General features: G+C 47.0%; 12 protein-coding genes. 5 read left to right on the forward strand and 7 right to left on the reverse strand.

From position 1 onward, the window contains the following. Positions 1–54: 54 nt before the first annotated feature. Positions 55–1,245: an MFS transporter gene (locus E8M12_RS04760; protein ID WP_136734944.1), complete on the reverse strand. Its 1,191-nt coding sequence runs from the start codon at positions 1,243–1,245 to the stop codon at positions 55–57. Positions 1,246–1,455: 210 nt separating this feature from the next. After that, positions 1,456–3,921 (reverse strand): TonB-dependent receptor, encoded by a 2,466-nt coding sequence (locus E8M12_RS04765; protein WP_136734945.1) that lies wholly within the window; start codon positions 3,919–3,921, stop codon positions 1,456–1,458. 363 nt (positions 3,922–4,284) lie between these two features. Here E8M12_RS04765 and E8M12_RS04770 point away from each other — a divergent pair, with 363 nt between their 5' ends. Next, a complete protein-coding gene (locus E8M12_RS04770; protein WP_136734946.1) occupies positions 4,285–5,187 on the forward strand; it encodes a LysR family transcriptional regulator in 903 nt (300 codons plus the stop codon). 57 nt (positions 5,188–5,244) lie between these two features. Here E8M12_RS04770 and E8M12_RS04775 read toward each other — a convergent pair whose 3' ends face one another. The 5 genes from E8M12_RS04775 to E8M12_RS04795 all read right to left on the reverse strand — a co-directional run bounded on the left by E8M12_RS04775 (position 5,245) and on the right by E8M12_RS04795 (position 12,068). Continuing rightward, a complete protein-coding gene (locus tag E8M12_RS04775) occupies positions 5,245–5,532 on the reverse strand; it encodes a hypothetical protein (protein WP_136734947.1) in 288 nt (95 codons plus the stop codon). Positions 5,533–5,645: 113 nt separating this feature from the next. Next, positions 5,646–7,094, reverse strand: a complete 1,449-nt coding sequence (locus E8M12_RS04780; protein ID WP_136734948.1) for an amidase — start codon at positions 7,092–7,094, stop codon at positions 5,646–5,648. A 120-nt stretch (positions 7,095–7,214) separates the two neighbouring features. Next, a complete protein-coding gene (locus E8M12_RS04785; RefSeq protein WP_136734949.1) occupies positions 7,215–8,216 on the reverse strand; it encodes an N-acetylmuramoyl-L-alanine amidase in 1,002 nt (333 codons plus the stop codon). An 11-nt stretch (positions 8,217–8,227) separates the two neighbouring features. Continuing rightward, a complete protein-coding gene (locus E8M12_RS04790) occupies positions 8,228–9,112 on the reverse strand; it encodes a hypothetical protein (protein WP_136734950.1) in 885 nt (294 codons plus the stop codon). After that, positions 9,099–12,068: an FAD-binding and (Fe-S)-binding domain-containing protein gene (locus tag E8M12_RS04795; protein ID WP_136734951.1), complete on the reverse strand. Its 2,970-nt coding sequence runs from the start codon at positions 12,066–12,068 to the stop codon at positions 9,099–9,101. Before E8M12_RS04795 ends, E8M12_RS04790 begins: the two co-directional genes overlap by 14 nt. Positions 12,069–12,379: 311 nt before the next feature. On the opposite strand from E8M12_RS04795, the gene E8M12_RS04800 reads away from it, so the two are divergent. From E8M12_RS04800 to E8M12_RS04815, 4 genes are all read left to right on the forward strand, one after another. Next, positions 12,380–12,919 carry a PH domain-containing protein gene (locus E8M12_RS04800; protein WP_246034013.1) on the forward strand — a complete coding sequence of 180 codons (540 nt, stop codon included), beginning with the start codon at positions 12,380–12,382 and terminating at the stop codon, positions 12,917–12,919. Beyond that, complete coding sequence (locus tag E8M12_RS04805) at positions 12,909–14,498, forward strand: PH domain-containing protein (protein ID WP_136734952.1); 1,590 nt, start codon at positions 12,909–12,911, stop codon at positions 14,496–14,498. Before E8M12_RS04800 ends, E8M12_RS04805 begins: the two co-directional genes overlap by 11 nt. A gap of 111 nt (positions 14,499–14,609) precedes the next feature. Then, the gene (locus E8M12_RS04810) at positions 14,610–15,251 is read left to right on the forward strand and encodes a YqiJ family protein (protein WP_136734953.1); all 642 of its coding nucleotides are present in this window, start codon (positions 14,610–14,612) and stop codon (positions 15,249–15,251) included. Positions 15,252–15,312: 61 nt separating this feature from the next. Further along, positions 15,313–17,049, forward strand: coding sequence for a flotillin family protein (locus E8M12_RS04815; RefSeq protein ID WP_438363454.1), 1,737 nt, complete (start codon positions 15,313–15,315; stop codon positions 17,047–17,049). Positions 17,050–17,097 lie beyond the last annotated feature (48 nt).

The raw sequence follows: 17,097 nt of genomic DNA on the forward strand, positions 1-17,097 counted from the left end.
CAGTCATCAGGTTAATGTCAAACCATTAACGGTCTAATTTGCAATTAGATAGCGCTATGTCCTGCTTGCGATTTGTTTACTGGCAAGATGGCAGCAGACAATACTTACCACAATTGCCATAGCACCAATAACAATAACATGGTACTGCGAATGGGAGGCAAGGATAAAACCGGCAACTGGTGGCCCGGCAACAAGGCCAAGCTTAAACGCGCTGATACAAAAAACAATTAAACGTCCGGATTTGTCGCTATCGTTAAATATCGCCATCATAATGGGCACCACAAAGCTCCAGAATATCTGATAAATCACGGTCGCGATGGCATAAATGATCCAGGCATTGGCTTGATTCATCAGCATAAGCGCGACGATGCACCCAAGCTGCAAAACCAGGGTTAGATACAAGGATGCTGGACGGCCAATTTTCTTCGCTAAAGGACCAGACAACCAGGAACCAAGGGCGCTAATGCCAAAACCTGCAGACAAAATAAGGCCGATATCTGTACTGCTAATGCCATGGGCATCACCGATACGCTCAAGGTGCGCCCAAATCAAACCTTGGGCAAAGTAGTAACAGACGATGGCAAAGAAGATTAAGGCGACAGGTGAAACCGCAATTTTGGTGTTTTCCTGGCTAGATGTTCGCTGGTTTCTCGGGAACTGAACCCACACCAACACGAAGGTAATCAACAAACTGATATTAAAAAACTGAAATATCCCCGCATAACCCCAGTGTTGAATAATCCAGGGCAATATCGCAAATCCTATTGTGCCATATATCACCTGCAGCGTAACCGCATCACCGAAGGCTTTATCGCTATTGTTTTGATCACCCAGCGCTGCCAGGGCAATGGCATAGCTCACGCCGCAACATAATCCGGCGACAAAACGACATACCAGCAAGGAAGTAAAATCGGTCAGCGATGTGCTAATGCCGTTGGCGGCAATAAACCCGGCAAGGGTCAGGGCAACGACAGGCTTCCAGGGCACCTTACGTACCCATAAAAATGCCGAGGCACTGGATAATAAAATTCCCGCCACGTCCGCCGATGTTAACCAGCCGACCTGTTGTACCGAGAAAAGACCGGACTCGGAGAATGCGCCAAGGATGAGCGGCATAAGTGTTGTCACCGCAGCACCCATCATGGCAACCCAAAGCAGGGCAAAGTAGCCAATTCGCCCGGACCAGTTCAATCCGCTCGTCAAAACCTGAGAAGCCTGAGAGTGTTTACTTATTGTTGTTGTCATAACTTCCTCTGGACTATAAAAATGATAATAAACACAGTGGCTTGAGAATTGAACCTTTTATTGGGTGTAGGCGGCTTCATCAAAAATTGCTCCCGGCATTTTCGATATACACACCCTCCATGGCGATATCCGGGCATACATCCATCCATGTAATAAGGGCCCGAAGGCCCTTAAAAACTACAACATTGAAGGAAACTCTTATCCTACGATTTAGAAGTAGTTATAAGAGAAGTTAACGCCGATGGTTCTTGGTGTGACGTAAATGGTGTTATAGCCGAATGGACCACCATCAAAGTGATAGGATGTCTGGGCATCTTCGTTAGTAATGTTGTCCACCCAGGCAGTGACTTTCCAGTTATCCATGGCATAACCAATCGATGCGTTGTAAAGCACGTAAGATTCAAACTTAAACGGTGGAAACTCTTCTAAATTACCGTTTTCATCTGGTGCTGTATCGACACGGTCTGAATACAACTCACCGACATAACGGGCACGGAAAGACGCATCCAGCGCACCTTCCCCCAGTTCCTGATAGTAGTTCACGCTTAAGTTATGACGCCATTCCGGGGTTCCTCCCAACTCACCACCTTCATACCAGGTACGGCACTGATTACCCGGGGTGTTTTCATCACCTTCGAAAATACAAAGCGACTTAGTTTCAACGAACTCGGCACTGGCATTAGCGGCTGCCCATTTTACCGTCCAGCTATCGGTAATGTTATAACGGGCATGAAGCTCAATCCCTTTCGATTCGGCATCCGGACCATTGTTGGTGCCATTTAACGGGAAGCCAAACAGACTCTGACTATTATAGGTCTGGGTGCCATCCCATTCGATGAAATACATGCCAGCCTGAAAGTAGAGGTCGCCATCGAGCATGGTGCCCTTATAGCCCAACTCATAGTTAGTCGTTTCATCTGGCTGGAAAACCTGCGCCTGATCAGAAACCATCAAATCACCATCATCACGATAGCTATTAGTACCACCACGCCTAAAGCCCTGAGATGCGGTAAAATAGGCCAGTTGGTTATCGGTAATATCGTAGGCGGCATTGAATTTAAAAATCGACTCGCCTGTGCCTTTATTGGTAGTCGTCTTCTCATCGACACCTAACCAGCCGGTATAGTCAGAAATATTGCGGTTATTCGTATCTTCCCAGTTAAATACCCGGGCACCCACCGTTAACGTCAAATCCTCAGTGACTTTATAATCCAACTCTCCGTACAGGGCGATTTCTTCATAGTTGGAGTTAATATCCTCAAAATATCCGGAATCCATATATTGTCGTCCCGGGTACGCTGCTACCGGGTCAAATGCCCAGGCATCAATCATCGCCTGGTCCAATGTTGGATAAATCTCCCAGAATTTCAGGCTACTTTCCCGGTCAGAATAATAAAAGCCGGCAATCCAGGACCAGTCACCGGTGCCGTCCGAGGTAAAGCGCGTCTCATGTTCCAAACCACTATAAGAATTGTCATACAGAACATATGCCGATTCATTAGTATCATTAAAGCCAAGGCCTGGAATAAAGGCGAACACATTGTAATAAAGAATACCGTAGTTTAAATAATCCCCCTGGCCATCACTGGTTTGATCATAATAGGCGGTCGAACTGGTAATATTGGCAAAGCCCACGTCCCAGTTAAATTCCACCGAAGACATTTCAAATTCACGGTCGGTAAATTCTTCATGGGCACGCTGCAAGGTATAGCGATCATATTGTAATGGCGCGCCCTCACGATCAACGTAAGGACACTCGGAGCCAGGGTAAAACGCTTCACATGCCTCGCCGACATCCCAACGACTTGCCGCAGTCGTACCATGTGCCGTCTGATCCTGCTTGATATACGAGAAGTTTATATCGAACGTATCCGATGGCGTCCACATCAACTGAATACGGCCAGAAGTGGTCTCTTCCCAGTCATCATCTTCAAAGAACTCACCTTCCGGACTACCTTTACGATATTCGTCTTCAGTCCACCAGACAGCTTGCTTGTAACGGTCGACATAACCATTATCATCAAGACGGGAAATATTCGCCCGTACCGCTACGGTATCACCTAACGGTACGTTAAACGTCATATCCGTATCATGGCTCAGGCTACCTTCTTTTACCTGATAAACGCTGGTATTAAAGTCAAAGGTAAAGCCTTCAACATCCGGTTTGTTGGTAATGTAGCGAACCGTCCCCCCTAAGCTACCGCCGCCATATAAGGTGCCTTGCGGTCCAAGCAGGGTTTCGACCCGCTCAACATCTTTAATGCGATAACCCATTTGTGGCAATGAGGTAGCATCAAGGTAATAAGCCAGGGTAGTGCGTTCAAAATAGGTGAGGTTGGTTGCCCTTACCGCAGAAACGTTTAGGCCTCGCACCGTGACCGATTGATTAAAACGAGCGCCATTTCCGGGGGCACTGATCTCAACACTATCGGCGAATAAATCTTTAATATCGGTAATGCCTTTTGCGCGCAACTCCTCAGCGCCCATCGCGGTTACGTTTAATGGCACTTTGCTGGCCAGGCTTTCACGGCCCAGAGACGTTACTTCAATAACTTCCATATCTTTGGCTTCGTCTTTAAGCGAGCTATCAGGTGCTTGCTCTTCGGCATAGGCCTGACTGGTCAATAGGGCGGTTGCGACAAGCAACGCCGATTTGCGGATATTGAACGGCAACATATTCAACCTCAACTTAGTGTTTTATCGTTTTTTGTCATGATTATCAGTCAGTCGCGGCAGCTGAAAATCTGGGATGAGGTTAGAATTAAAGATTGTTAGTAAAAGGTAAAATTATCTTCTATCGGTTAAGGCGATAGATGAAGAGGTTTAAATTATTCTCACAGTTACACCCCATGAAAATAAAAAATTAATTCATTTAAAAACATGCTATTAGGATTAAAATTGTGTATTAACTCATTCATGTCATAGGTAAAAGACCTCATCAAAAACGCTTAGAAATGCCACTTGCGGGTATTTAAGATATTGTTTAAACCGGTTTAACGGGTTAGTTTTTAACAAACCAAGAATAATAAGCGAAAGACAATGCAGTTATCATTAGAGCAACTTCAGGCATTTAAAGTGACTGTCGAAACCGGGAGCTTTTCCGCTGCCGCCCGTAAACTCGGTAAAGCGCAATCATCGATTTCAGGGCTCATTATGAACCTGGAAATTGATGCTGGCTTTTCTCTGTTTGACAGGTCCAGTCGCTCACCAAAATTGACCCCGGAAGGCTTGTCGTTACTAAACGATATTAATGCGGTATTGAACAGTCACCATAACCTGACCAGTCGAATTGCTAACCTTGCGGAAGAAGTCGAGCCGGAAATCGCCGTTGCAATTGATAGTTTTGCGATTCCCCACGCCAAATTGCTGCCCTTAGTGGCACGGTTTGAACAAAAGTTTCCTCATACCTCGTTACTGCTATATACCTCGCCGCACCAGCATGCTTACCACCTGATCAGCGAGGGCAAGGCCAATCTGGCGATTGCCCTTTCTAAAGATGATTACCCGCAACAGTTTGCATTTCGAGGTATATCCCATGCCCATTACTGTACCGTCGTCAGCAATCAGCATCCGCTGGCAACATTTGCACAAGTGACTCCTCAGGATCTTGCCAGTTACCGACATTTACGCATTACCGATACCGTTACCGGCTTCCGCCGTTTTGACAGTGAGCTATCTACCTCGGTGTGGTACAGCAATGATGCAAGTTTGCTAATTGAAGGGGTAAAACATGGCTTTGGCTGGGCTGAACTACCCGTTGCCAGTATCGAAAAAGATTTACAATCGGGCGTGCTTATTAAATTGCCCACGACTCACCAGACGGTGACGTTTCCCCACTGCGTCGACATGATCTGGCACAGCCAGGGTGCTATGGGGGTTGCGCTAAACTGGTTAATTGATGAATTTACCCAGTTGGGTAAAGTATTAATGGGCAAAAACTAACATTAAAAATCAAGGGGTCAGAGTTGTTGAAAATCAACAACTCTGACCCCTTGATTTTTAATAGTCTTCTTCATCATTGTCGATAATAAGGTCGAAAAAATAATTCGCCCACAATTGCATTGTTTCCTGCCTCTGATGTTCTTTTCGCTGTTTATCTTTTACCGCCATGCATGAATCAAACGTAGCGACAGCACCATGACCCGAGTCATCTGAAGATGTATAGGCAATCGCGCGACACTCATCAATATCTGCACTGTTATCTCCGATAGCGGCGCAAGCTAAGATTAAGCCTGAACAAACAATCAGCATTAGGCATTTAAAAATACGTTTTAGATCGGCTTGCAATGGAATTTCCCTGATTAATGGTAAGTATGGGTGCTGTAACGTGGTCTGAAGCGGCCACCAAACTTTAGGTAAGACAATAACTTTTTCAATTAGTTACCATCAATCTCCTGATTTTAATTATTACCAGACAAGCCAACGGATTGAAAGCTCGGGAAATGATCCTGATACCAGCGGATCGGTTGTGCCTGTTCAAGATACCTGGCGATGGCAAATACCGGTGCTTCCTGATACGGGCGACCAACAATCTGTAGCGAACTTGGTACCTGGTTGGTACACATGCCATTCGGCATCGCCATTACCGGACACTGCCCGAGACTGTTAAACGGGTAGGTCATAAACCAGCCTTTGCTGGCATCAACCGGTCGGCCGTTTATCTCAAGCTGATCAACCGAATAATCATAATCGGCGGGTACTTTGCTGGTGGCAACCGTCGGACACAGCAGGGCGTCAAAGCGAGCAAAAACCGGAGCAATCTTGTCCCACATTTCGCATAAATGCTGGTTTGCCTGAAACACATCATCTAGGGTGGTTTGTTCGACCTTATCCAGATAATGCCGCATGTACGGCGTGAGTACCTTACGCTGCTCTGGCGCACCATAATCCTGCAGCATTAATTTACCCATCAGGGCGCGTTGGTGGGTTTTTGCGGTTTGAATGATGCGCTCATCCCAATCAATTTCCACAACTTCAACCGTAGCGCCAGCCTGTTTCAATAACCTCACCGACGCCAGCAAATTATCGATTATATCCGGTTCAACCTGATAAAAACCAAGATTGGTGGAAACGGCAATGCGCATTCCTCGCACATCCGGCAGGGCCGATGATATGGAAAAGTTATCCGGTATGTATGAGTGAGAGTCGAGTGGGTGCGGGCCCTTCATATTCTGATAAGCAAGAAAAGTATCATCAACACTACGGGCAATGACGCCGTGATGACAATAGGGGTCTATGTTGTATGGGCTGATTTCGGCGATTCGTCCATGCGGAGGCTTATAACCATAGACACCACACATGGCAGCTGGAATGCGTATCGAGCCACCAATATCAGTACCATTAGCAAAACTGCACATTCCGCTGGCAACGGCTATCGCACTGCCGCCCGATGAACCTCCACAGGTAACATCCAGGTTCCAGGGGTTGCGACTTACCCCCCACAGATTTGACCAGGTGACACTGGAAGCGGAAAACTCCGGCGTAGTGGTGCGGCCAATAACGCTGGCTTTCTCAGTCAGAAGTTTTTCCGCCGCCGGATCGGTTGTACTGGCAATATTATCCTTAAGCAACAATGAGCCATTAGTCATCGGCTCACCGGCAATATAAGTTTCATCTTTAATCGCAAGCTGTAAGCCACTCAGAGCCGAGAAGGAGCCATGATGATAATCCTCCTTCGCCTGCAATGCGTTACTCATCGCCACCTCAGGGTTAAGCGAAGTAAAAGCATTGACCTTGTCATTTAGCTGATTGATTCGTCGCAGGTAAGCATCACAAACCTCAATTGGCGAAAGGCTAAGATCCTGGTAGCGGTTAAGCAACTCGGTTGCAGAAATATAATGTAAATCCATTTTCAAACTTGTTGCTGTTTCTCTTTATTGATTGTTCACCATGATTGCTGGTGACAACTTACCTTACCAATGAGCTGATATCGCCCTGACCGATAGTTTTGAAAAAACTCCATCGAAACCTTAGTTCGGCGTTGAAGTAAAGACTCCCTGGCGCTGATCCTCTTTGCCTGGTGCTAGCTGGTGAATCTGATCCTGAAAATGACAGAAAAATTCACCTTTTGGATTTATCGCATGCGGGAAGTATTTTTCCAGTAACGCCCACAGAGTCGCCGTGGTTTTGTAATCAATAAAACCGTCGGCCTGCCACGGGCGAAAATGTAGCTCGAACGCGCGGATAACATCATGCGTTTGCTCGTCAAACACACCGGTCAGTTCAATGCCATAACCATATTGTTTAAGGGCACACTGGACCTGGGAAATTTCCGGCAACGCTTTGCTGGTCAACTGCTGCCAGTGACGAAATAAGGTTTCCTGATCATACCAGGCGCCGATGCCGTGCTGGTAAAGGGTGTACCAGGGAAACCTGGGACCCGGATCAGATTTCCATTCTGGCTGGATATCGGCATGGCCAACGACACGGGTCGGAGTAATTTGTGGATGACGTTTTAAAATATCTTTGCTGAGCTTAATCAGCAGTTGGATTTGCTGCTCGGAAAACTCTTTATAATCACATAGGTAGTCATTGTGAAAGTCGAGACGCTGATTGTCTTCCTGATAAATACAGTTGGCCTGATTCACCAGTTCGATGCCAATCGACTGGTCATTGATAGCACTGCGATCTTCCCAAGAGCTGGGACCTGCATGCCAGGCGCGTTGCGATTCATCGACCAGTTGGTAAACCTGCAAATCGCTCTCCTGGTAAGTTTCATCGTTGGTCTCGGGTATCAAATAATGAGAGCTCACCCCCCCTGGTGGTTTGGTCAGGGTGGTCAGTGAGCTTTGCCAGTCGCTGACGGTATAGTGCATGACCAGGAAACGCACCCGGGAGGAATAATTTTCAGACTGAAAATCAGTATTGATATCGCGACTAGCGCAGGAAAACAGGGATAAGGCGATACCGGAAATCATCGCCGTGCGTGCGAAGCGAGACAGATTGTGTGCACGGGTAAATAGGTTCATCATAAGTAATCGAGTTATTGTTGAGATAATTTTTTGTCAGATTGAGAAAGTTGCCAGCGAAAATCACTGATGGCTCGTGCCAATAATTGCAAACTTGGTTGCAATGCCGCAGTTATCGCCTCAGGGCTGCGATACAAACGCATCGCCTGTTCCTGTGAGGCCAATTCCAACAGCAAACCGCCACCGGTTGAGTCGCCAATGATCTTTAATGTCTGGTTGGCCTGAAAACGAAATTCATGGCGATAGCCCGGGCGAGGTCGGAATCCTGCATCAAGCAAAGACTCCAGGACCTGATAATCATGCAATAAGTAATAGCCCAGCTTAAACGAGCTCTCAGACAGGCTATCAGGGTCAAAAATAATTTGCGTGCCACCGATATAATTGGCAACGGTCTCGCCATCTGCAATCATGATATCAGCATCAAAATGCAGGGCAATGATGGTAATGCCATTAGCGACCGCTCGCTGCAAAACCTTATCGTATTCGCCATAGGCAAAATCCACCGATGCTTTATCGGCCAGTTCACCCTTTGCAAACGTCATATCCTCGACATTTAAGGTAAAACTATTCAAACCGAGATTATTCAGTTCACGAGCCAATAGCGTGGCCGCCGGGTCGATAAACACCCGCTCTTTGCCCTGGGCACCACCGGTCCCCATATTAAGATGTTCCGGCAGGGTATGATCGGTGACCAGGAGTACGTCGACGTCATCCAGTTGCGATAATAGCTCGGATAACGAGGCAAACTGACCGCTGGAGAAGTGCGAGCCGGTTTTCACCGGGCCAGGCACCAGAGGAGGCTGCTCCAGGTCACAGGTGACCTGGCAAGCGCTAAGCACCAAAACGCATAGGCAACTAATGATAATGGCGCGCCAATTTCTATGGTCAATATACGTCATCTGGATTACTCTTGCTTGCTTTGTTGTCGTTAATGCTGACCTTATCCAGCAGGTAAACAATTGATTGATAAGGAATCTGACTGTGCTTCGACAGGCCTATTTCACAGGTGCGGGCATTAGATACACCGATTTGGCAATTTTCCGGCTTTTGCGCATGTAGCGATTTCAGCGCGTTAGCATTAAGCTCGGGAACGAAAAAGCCTTTGTCGCCGGCAAACCCGCAACAATGAATATCGGCAGGGACGATTACCTCTGCCGCGCAACGCTGTGCCAGCTGCAATAAATGTTTTTCCTGCCCTAAGCGCTTTGAACTGCAGGTTATATGTAACATCACCGGCTCACTAACCGGGGTAATGGTGAGTTTTTCCACCACGAACTGATTTAAAAATTCTGCCGCTTCATACACTTTCAATGGCTGGCCAGAGCTCAAAAGGCCTTGCTGCTCTTTTAGGTGCAGGGCACAGGAACTGGCATCCGTAACCAGATAACAGGTTTCGCCATCTTTGCGTTCACTCAACAGCAAATCATCGAGGGTATCAATCACTTGCTTCGCCTTTTCATGACCTTGCGCCGCGTCACCTTTGCTGGAAAATGGCATTCCGCAGCATAATTGGTTCATTGACTCGGGTACTACCACATCAAAACCGGCTTTTTGCAACAGCCGCGTAAACACCACCGGCAAGGGTCGTTGATCGTCGGCATCACTATCGGCAGCAAAAATCCGTCCGGCACATGTCGGGAAATAAATGACCTTTGGCGCGCCCGGTTTTTGAGAATTAGAGTTAAGCTTCTCCGCCGCAAGAGGTTGCTCGCTGGCAGGCAGGGATGATTGATATTCAGGGATCAGGCCTTTAGAGATAGAGTTACCTAATGCCATGGCTTTTGAAACCGCTTTTTCTCCCACCAGGGCGCGGGTTTTATCAAGAGCCGCTAATGACCATCGAGCCAGAACCTGGGTGGTAGCAAAGCGATTGCCGAGCTGTTTACTGACATTTCGCCTGATTGCCGAGTCCTTAATGGCCTGTTGGCGATAAGCTTTAACAAACTCCCCGGTGTTAATGTCGACTGGGCAGCGCATGCCACACAAACCGGTCGCAGCGCAGGTCTCTATGCCCATATACGGATAGTCTTTTTGCAGTTGCTGTAACTGCAGTTGCCACTGCTGGCGCAATGTTGGAGCAGCATTAGCATCTGCCAACAGGGCTTTTAACTCGCTGATCCGCCGCCAGACGGTGATCCGTTGCCGTGGTGTTAAGGTAAGGCCATTAGAAGGGCAAACCGGCTCACAAAATCCACATTCGATACACTTATCAATGATGTCATCGGCCGCAGGCATGGCTTTTAAATGCTGAAGATGAGCATGCGGATCATCGTTGATGATAACCCCAGGGTTTAAAATATTATGCTCATCAAATAACGCCTTTATTTTCAGCATTAACTGATAGGCTTTATCACCCCATTCCCGTCGCACAAAGGGCGCCATATTGCGACCGGTGCCATGCTCGGCTTTTAACGAACCGCCAAACCTTGCAACAACCAGTTGGCTTACCGCTTCCATAAACGCCTGGTAGCGGCCGATTTGTTCCTGAGTGGCAAATGCCTGGGTGAACACAAAATGCAGGTTACCATCGAGCGCATGGCCGAAGATTATCGCTTCATGATAGTGATATTTTACAAACAACTGCTGTAACTCGGTCACCGCAGCCGCTAAATCTTGCACCGCAAACGCCACATCTTCAATAATCACCGTCGTGCCATTGTCGCGATGGGCGCCCACGGCAGGAAAGGTCCCTTTGCGAATATTCCATAACTGGGCGTTGCGACTCACATCCTGACTGAAATCCAACGACAGGAATATATCCGAACGCATTGAATCAATAAGGTCAGTGATGACATCTGCTTTATGGCTTAGCGTCGCGTTATCATCTGCCTGGACTTCAATCAGCAACGCCGCGCCAGCTGCAGGTAAATCGGTAAGCTGTCCCGCTAGCAATGGGTGCCGCTCGACCGCATGTAATGCTTTGCTATCGAGTAATTCAACCGCGGCAACGTCAAGGGGTGCCAGCTTAGGTACCAGTTCGCATGCCTGGCGAATATCATTAAAAATGAATAACCCGGCACTTTTCAATTTATGGTCGACGACCGTGTGGTAGGTGATATCGGCAATAAATCCAAGCGTGCCTTCCGAGCCAATCAGCAAACGCTTGATGATCTCGATACCATCCTGAAAATCGAGCAGGGCATTAATGCCATAGCCAGTGGTGTTTTTAAGGCGATATTTATGAGCGATATGCGCGGCTAGTTCCTCATCGGCCTGCACCTGAACGGCAAGTTCCATTAATCCATGATAAAGCTCAGGACGCTTGTCGATAAATTGCTGACAACTTTGTCGGTCACTGGTATCGAGCAGGGTACCGTCAGCCAACACCATGCTCACATCGGCTACGGTATGGTAGGAGTTTTGCTTTACTCCACAACACATCCCCGACGAGTTATTGGCTGCAATGCCGCCTACTTTACAACTGTCGATAGACGCCGGATCCGGACCTATTTTGCGGCCGTAAGGCTTCAATATTTCATTAACCCGGGCACCGATTAAGCCTGGTTGCAGTTTAATTTTCTCGCCATTGTCGAAGATTTGGTAATCCTGCCACTGCTCGGAAAGTATGATCAAAACCGAGTCGCTAATCGCCTGACCGGATAAACTGGTACCTGCCGCTCGAAACGTGACAGGCACTTTGCACTGATTCGCATGTTCCAGCACCAGTTGCACCTGCGCCAGTGACGATAAATGGAGAATATACTCCGGCACCAGGCGATAAAATGATGCATCGGTGCCGTAGGCATAACGCCTGGTATAGTCATCAATGATCTGCTCTGACGCAAGAAATCGCGCCACCTGTTCAATGAAGACAGTTAGCCCGGTATGTTGATGATGCGACTCAGAAACAGACATGAATTTTTCATCGGGATGCTAGCGGATAATGCTGTAGTTTATAACGTGGACAGCAGGTAAACTCAAGGAATATTAACTTACAATAAAATCAATTTATTAGGAATAATTAATTCTTAACACCTTCAAATCATACATTGTTGCGATCCAAATCATAAGTGTTTATTTCATTAGCCATTGGATGATCGATCAAAGCGTTTGATTTTTCTTCATCTGCATGAGTTAATTGATTTAAGATCATAGTGTTACTTACAATATTGTGATGCACGGTTATCACTACCAGCCGTTCAGATTCGTTTACCGGGAGCAATCGCTTGAATACCGATTTTAGCAATAACCAATTGCCAGTCGATGTGTTGCCATCAATACAGTCGATAAATTTTACCGCTATCTCGCCAATGCATATCAAATGGACACGGATCCTGGGATGTCTGTTGTCATTCGTGTTTCCATCCCTGTTGTTAATCGTCCTGGTATTGCCTGACACCTGGTTACCCGAAAAGGTCAGCAACATCCTGTTATTTGTCTTTGCAATTTTATCACTGATATTTTTGTTCACATTTATCTATCAGTGGTTTGCTGAGCCTATTAAAGCCTATGCCTTGCGAGAACAGGACCTGTCCTATCAAAGCGGATTGTTGTTTCGTAAAGTAATCACCCAGCCAATCACCAGAATTCAGCATGTTGAACTAAAGCGGGGGCCCTTGGATCGCCGCAATGAACTGGCAAAACTGCAGGTGTTTAGTGCTGGTGGGGCGATGCACACCTTTGAGATCCCCGGACTTGAGCTGAAAACTGCACAATCGATACGTCAGTTTATTCTTTCCCACAAAGGCGGTAATAATGACGGATAACACGCCATCTGATAATAGCGACTATCAAGGCGCAGCCACTGTCAGTCAATGGCACCGCATATCGCCGATCGCGGTCATCTATTATGCGCTCAGATTTGTCCGCGGCTTTGTCGGTAATATGGCTTACCTGCTGCCAGCGTTGCTGGTCGGCTATAACCAGATCCAAAAAAATCCCCAGGCAGCGTTGCCGCTCTCGATAGCGATCTTAGCCCTGATAATCGTCAGCTCAATTCTCAGCTATTGGTTTTTCCAATATCGATTGAGTAATGATCACCTGGAAATTCGCTCCGGTGTATTTTCTAAAAAATATCTGAACTTACCCTTTAACCGCATTCAAAATGTTGAAGTCAGCCACCCCTGGTACTATCGTCCCTTTGGCTATGCAACGCTAAAACTCGACAGTGCCGGTTCGGCGCAACAGGAAGCCAATATCGCGGCACTGGAAAAACATTTCGCCGAGCAGCTCAGGCGCGAAATCGTGCGTCATAAAGCATCAGACAATCGCCAATCTGCAACAACCACGACAAATGAACAAGGTCTTGCCGGGGAGCAATCGGCTTCTCTCGAGGGAGAGGTCGTACTTAACCGTCGTTCTATCTCAGATATTGTGTTGCACGGTATTTCTAATAACCGGGTATGGATTGTATTGGGTGCGCTCGCTCCCTTTATTGATAATTTGACCAAAGGCATTCCCGAATACCTGCAGGCGAAAGGCATTGATATCGATCAAATCGTCAGTAGTGCACACATGCCATGGTGGCAATTAACCCTTGCGGTAATAACCCTGGTGATTATTGTCATGGCAATCATGTCTCTGATTTCTGTGATTGGTGCCATTATCACTTTTTATGATTTTTCATTGAGTAAGGCAGACAGTAAATATATTCGCAGAAGTGGACTGTTTAGCCGGCATGAAATCACCATGCCGCATTCGCGCATGCAAATGGTCACCTGTCAGCAGGACTGGCTAGACAAATTATTCAAACGAATCAATATCAAGTTTGAGCAAATGAACGCTAATGCTGCCAATCAAGGTCAGCCATCCCTAAGCGAAGGAACCAATAAAATCATTGTGCCATCAGTGACCGCTGAGCAGCGGGACTTTCTGGTAGCGGATGCTTATCCGCAAAGCCAATTGCCGGCGATAAACTTTCAGCCCATCCAGCGTCGCTATCTGCTGCGCCTGTATCTACTGTTAGCCCTAATTGCCATTCCACTGCTTACCCTGTTAGCCGTTGCCGATAAAACGATGCCACTGCTCATCACATCACTGCTGAGCGTATTTTTATCTGTGGTTATTTTTATGCGCTATCGTCGTTGGGGAATTGCCACTGATAATCATTATATTTACGTGCGCAAGGGTTGTTTTGGCGTTGATTACCACATTTTTGAAGCCTATAAATTGCAGCAAGTGAAAATCAAACAAAGTATCTGGCAGAAGAGACATCAACTGGCCAGTGTCCAGTTTGTCCTTGCCAGTGGCTCTGTCACGGTTCCCTACATAAAAGAAGAGTTAGCCAAAACCATCGCCGACTTTGCCCTTTTTGAAGTCGAGCGCCAACCCAGATCCTGGATGTAGCCGAGACGTATAACCAATGACATGGATTACTTGTTAAACAGAAACCCTTGGCATGAGCACTAAAGATACAGTAAATTGATGCTTTAAAAATAGCGAAGAAGGGAATCTCTTTTGTTGAATTTTTTATTAAGCGACGTGAATTTTGCGTTTTCCGTCGCGCTCACCATTGTCTTTGGATTGGCCCTTTTGGAGGGTATTGCGCTGGTCATTGGCTCCAGTGTGATGACCCTGCTTGATGATCTGACCGGGTTTGATATTGATGCAGATGTCGATGCGGATGTCAGTTCTGGCGGCCTAACCTCAGTGCTTGGCTGGTTGTGTCTGGACAAGTTACCCTTGCTGGTTTGGCTGATTCTGATGCTTACCAGTTTTGGTCTGTCCGGACTGATCTATAACTATCTTGTTTTAAGCTCAGTTAATATTGAACTCCTTTATTGGGCAGCAAAACCTGTCGCTTTATTTTGTGCGCTGATCATCACCCACACGTTTGGTGATGCGATCGCCAGGATCATTCCAAAAAATGAAACTTCGGCAGTGTCGACCATTGAATTTTCCGGCAAAGTTGCCACCATCACCCTGGGCAGGGCCCGCAGAGGCAATGCTGCCGAAGCCTCTCTGGTAGATGATTTCAATCAAAAACACTATGTAATGGTGGAACCCGAAAATGACCATGATGAGTTCCTGCAAGGTACTCAGGTTGTATTAATTGAAAAAGCCAACAGCAGCTGGATAGCTGCACCTTTAACCCCATAAAAACGAAAAAAGTAAAGGAAACCAAATGGAACAGTTCACTGCGGGTGACAATTTCACCCTGATGTTAATTATTACTGGTGTAGTACTGATTTCGCTGATGACCATCGGCCTGATCATCGCCAAGCTGTATATTCGAGCAACCAAAGAAATCGCCTTTGTCCGCACCGGTATGGGTGGTGAAAGGGTCGTTAAGGACGGCGGTGCTATCGTCTTGCCGGTCGTTCATGAAACGATTCCGGTAAATATGAATACGCTGCGCATCGAAGTGGAAAAAACACAAAAAGATGCTCTGATCACTAAAGATCGTATGCGAGTCGATGTAAAAGCCGATTTTTACCTTCGGGTAGCACCCAATAGCGAAGGTATTTCTATGGCCGCGCAAACGCTTGGTACCCGCACCATGCGTGTTGAAGAACTGAAAAAGTTGATGGAATCTAAGTTTGTTGACGTGTTACGTGCGGTTGCGGCTGAGATGAGCATGACTGAGATGCATGAACAACGAAGCGAATTTGTACAAAAAGTTCAGCAAAATGTAATGACCGACCTTGAGAAAAATGGTCTCGAGCTGGAATCGGTATCATTAACCGGTTTTGACCAGACAGATTTACAGTTTTTTAATGAAAACAACGCATTTGATGCGGAAGGTCGTGCCCGCCTGGCAAAAATCATTGAGGAAAAGCGTAAAGAAACCAACGATATCGAACAGGAAAATCGTATTCTGATCGAGCAGCGCAACCTGGAAGCGGAAAAGCAGTCACTGGAAATTCAAAAAGAACAACAGGAAGCACAGTTGATCCAACAGCAGGCGATCGAATTCAAGCGTGTTGAGCAACAGGCAGAAATTGTTAAACAACGTGAAATCAAAGAGCGTGAAGAACGCGAGGCTGAAATTGCCAAACAGCGTGCTGTTGAAGCGGCTGAAATTGAAAAAGCGAAAAATATTGAAACGCAGGAAATTGAAAAACGCAAAGCACTTGAGCAGGCACGTATTCAACAAGAGCGTGATGTTGAAGTGTCAATGCAGGAAAAACAGATTGCAGTCGCTCAAAAATCGGAAGAAGAGTCTGCAGCTCGCGCAAAAGCAGCCGAGGCTGAAAAAGCCAAGGTAGAAAAAGAAGAGGCGGTTGTAACCGCCAAGCAGATCGCGGTCGCGAATCGTCAAAAAGAAATCGAAGTTATCGATGCGAAAAAAGAAGCGGAACGTGAAGCGGTAGGCATCACGGTTCAGGCGGAAGCGGATAAGCGAGCGGCAGAAGATAAAGCGCAAGCGATTCTGACCGAAGCCCGTGCGGATGCGGATGCGAAAAAACTCAAAGCCGAAGCCGATGAAAAGGTCTACGCGGTAGAAGCTGCAGGTAAAAAAGCCCTGTACGAAGCAGAGAATACACTCCGTGATGAGCAGGTGGAATTGCAAAAATCCCTGGCGATTCTTCAGGCCTTACCATCAATTGTTGCCAGCGCCGTCAAGCCGCTTGAAAACATCGAAGGCATCAAGATTTTGCAAGGCTATGGACAGGGTAATACGGTTGCCTCTGGGGCTGAAAGTTCGGGAGCTGGTGCTGGCCTTTCCGAGCAAATCACAAACGCCGCATTAAACTATCGCGCCAATGCGCCATTAGTTGACAGCATGATGCGAGAATTAGGTATTGTCGATAAAGAAAAAGGTACCCTGAGTGACTTGCTAACCGGTGAACACCCTTTGGTTCGGGACGCTATCACTGTAACCCAACCACAAAAACCTGCTAACCACTCTGAAAATAATGGTGCCGCTCCCTCCGCTAACGGGGCAAGTGAGTAGGCGTTTATCACATTGTAAATAACGGGCTTCGGCCCGTTTTTCCTACCT

The sequence above is a fragment of the Thalassotalea mangrovi genome (genome assembly GCF_005116735.1).
GTDB classification, from domain to species: Bacteria; Pseudomonadota; Gammaproteobacteria; order Enterobacterales; family Alteromonadaceae; genus Thalassotalea_A; species Thalassotalea_A mangrovi.

Bases quoted from the DNA above. Each gene is read 5' to 3' on its own strand.
- E8M12_RS04785 (WP_136734949.1), bottom strand. From the start codon at position 8,216: ATGATGAACCTATTTACCCGTGCACACAATCTGTCTCGCTTCGCACGC.
- E8M12_RS04760 (WP_136734944.1), bottom strand. From the start codon at position 1,245: ATGACAACAACAATAAGTAAACACTCTCAGGCTTCTCAGGTTTTGACG.
- E8M12_RS04805 (WP_136734952.1), top strand. From the start codon at position 12,909: ATGACGGATAACACGCCATCTGATAATAGCGACTATCAAGGCGCAGCC.
- E8M12_RS04815 (WP_438363454.1), top strand. From the start codon at position 15,313: ATGTTAATTATTACTGGTGTAGTACTGATTTCGCTGATGACCATCGGC.
- E8M12_RS04780 (WP_136734948.1), bottom strand. From the start codon at position 7,094: ATGGATTTACATTATATTTCTGCAACCGAGTTGCTTAACCGCTACCAG.
- E8M12_RS04770 (WP_136734946.1), top strand. From the start codon at position 4,285: ATGCAGTTATCATTAGAGCAACTTCAGGCATTTAAAGTGACTGTCGAA.
- E8M12_RS04765 (WP_136734945.1), bottom strand. From the start codon at position 3,921: ATGTTGCCGTTCAATATCCGCAAATCGGCGTTGCTTGTCGCAACCGCC.
- E8M12_RS04795 (WP_136734951.1), bottom strand. From the start codon at position 12,068: ATGTCTGTTTCTGAGTCGCATCATCAACATACCGGGCTAACTGTCTTC.
- E8M12_RS04790 (WP_136734950.1), bottom strand. From the start codon at position 9,112: ATGACGTATATTGACCATAGAAATTGGCGCGCCATTATCATTAGTTGC.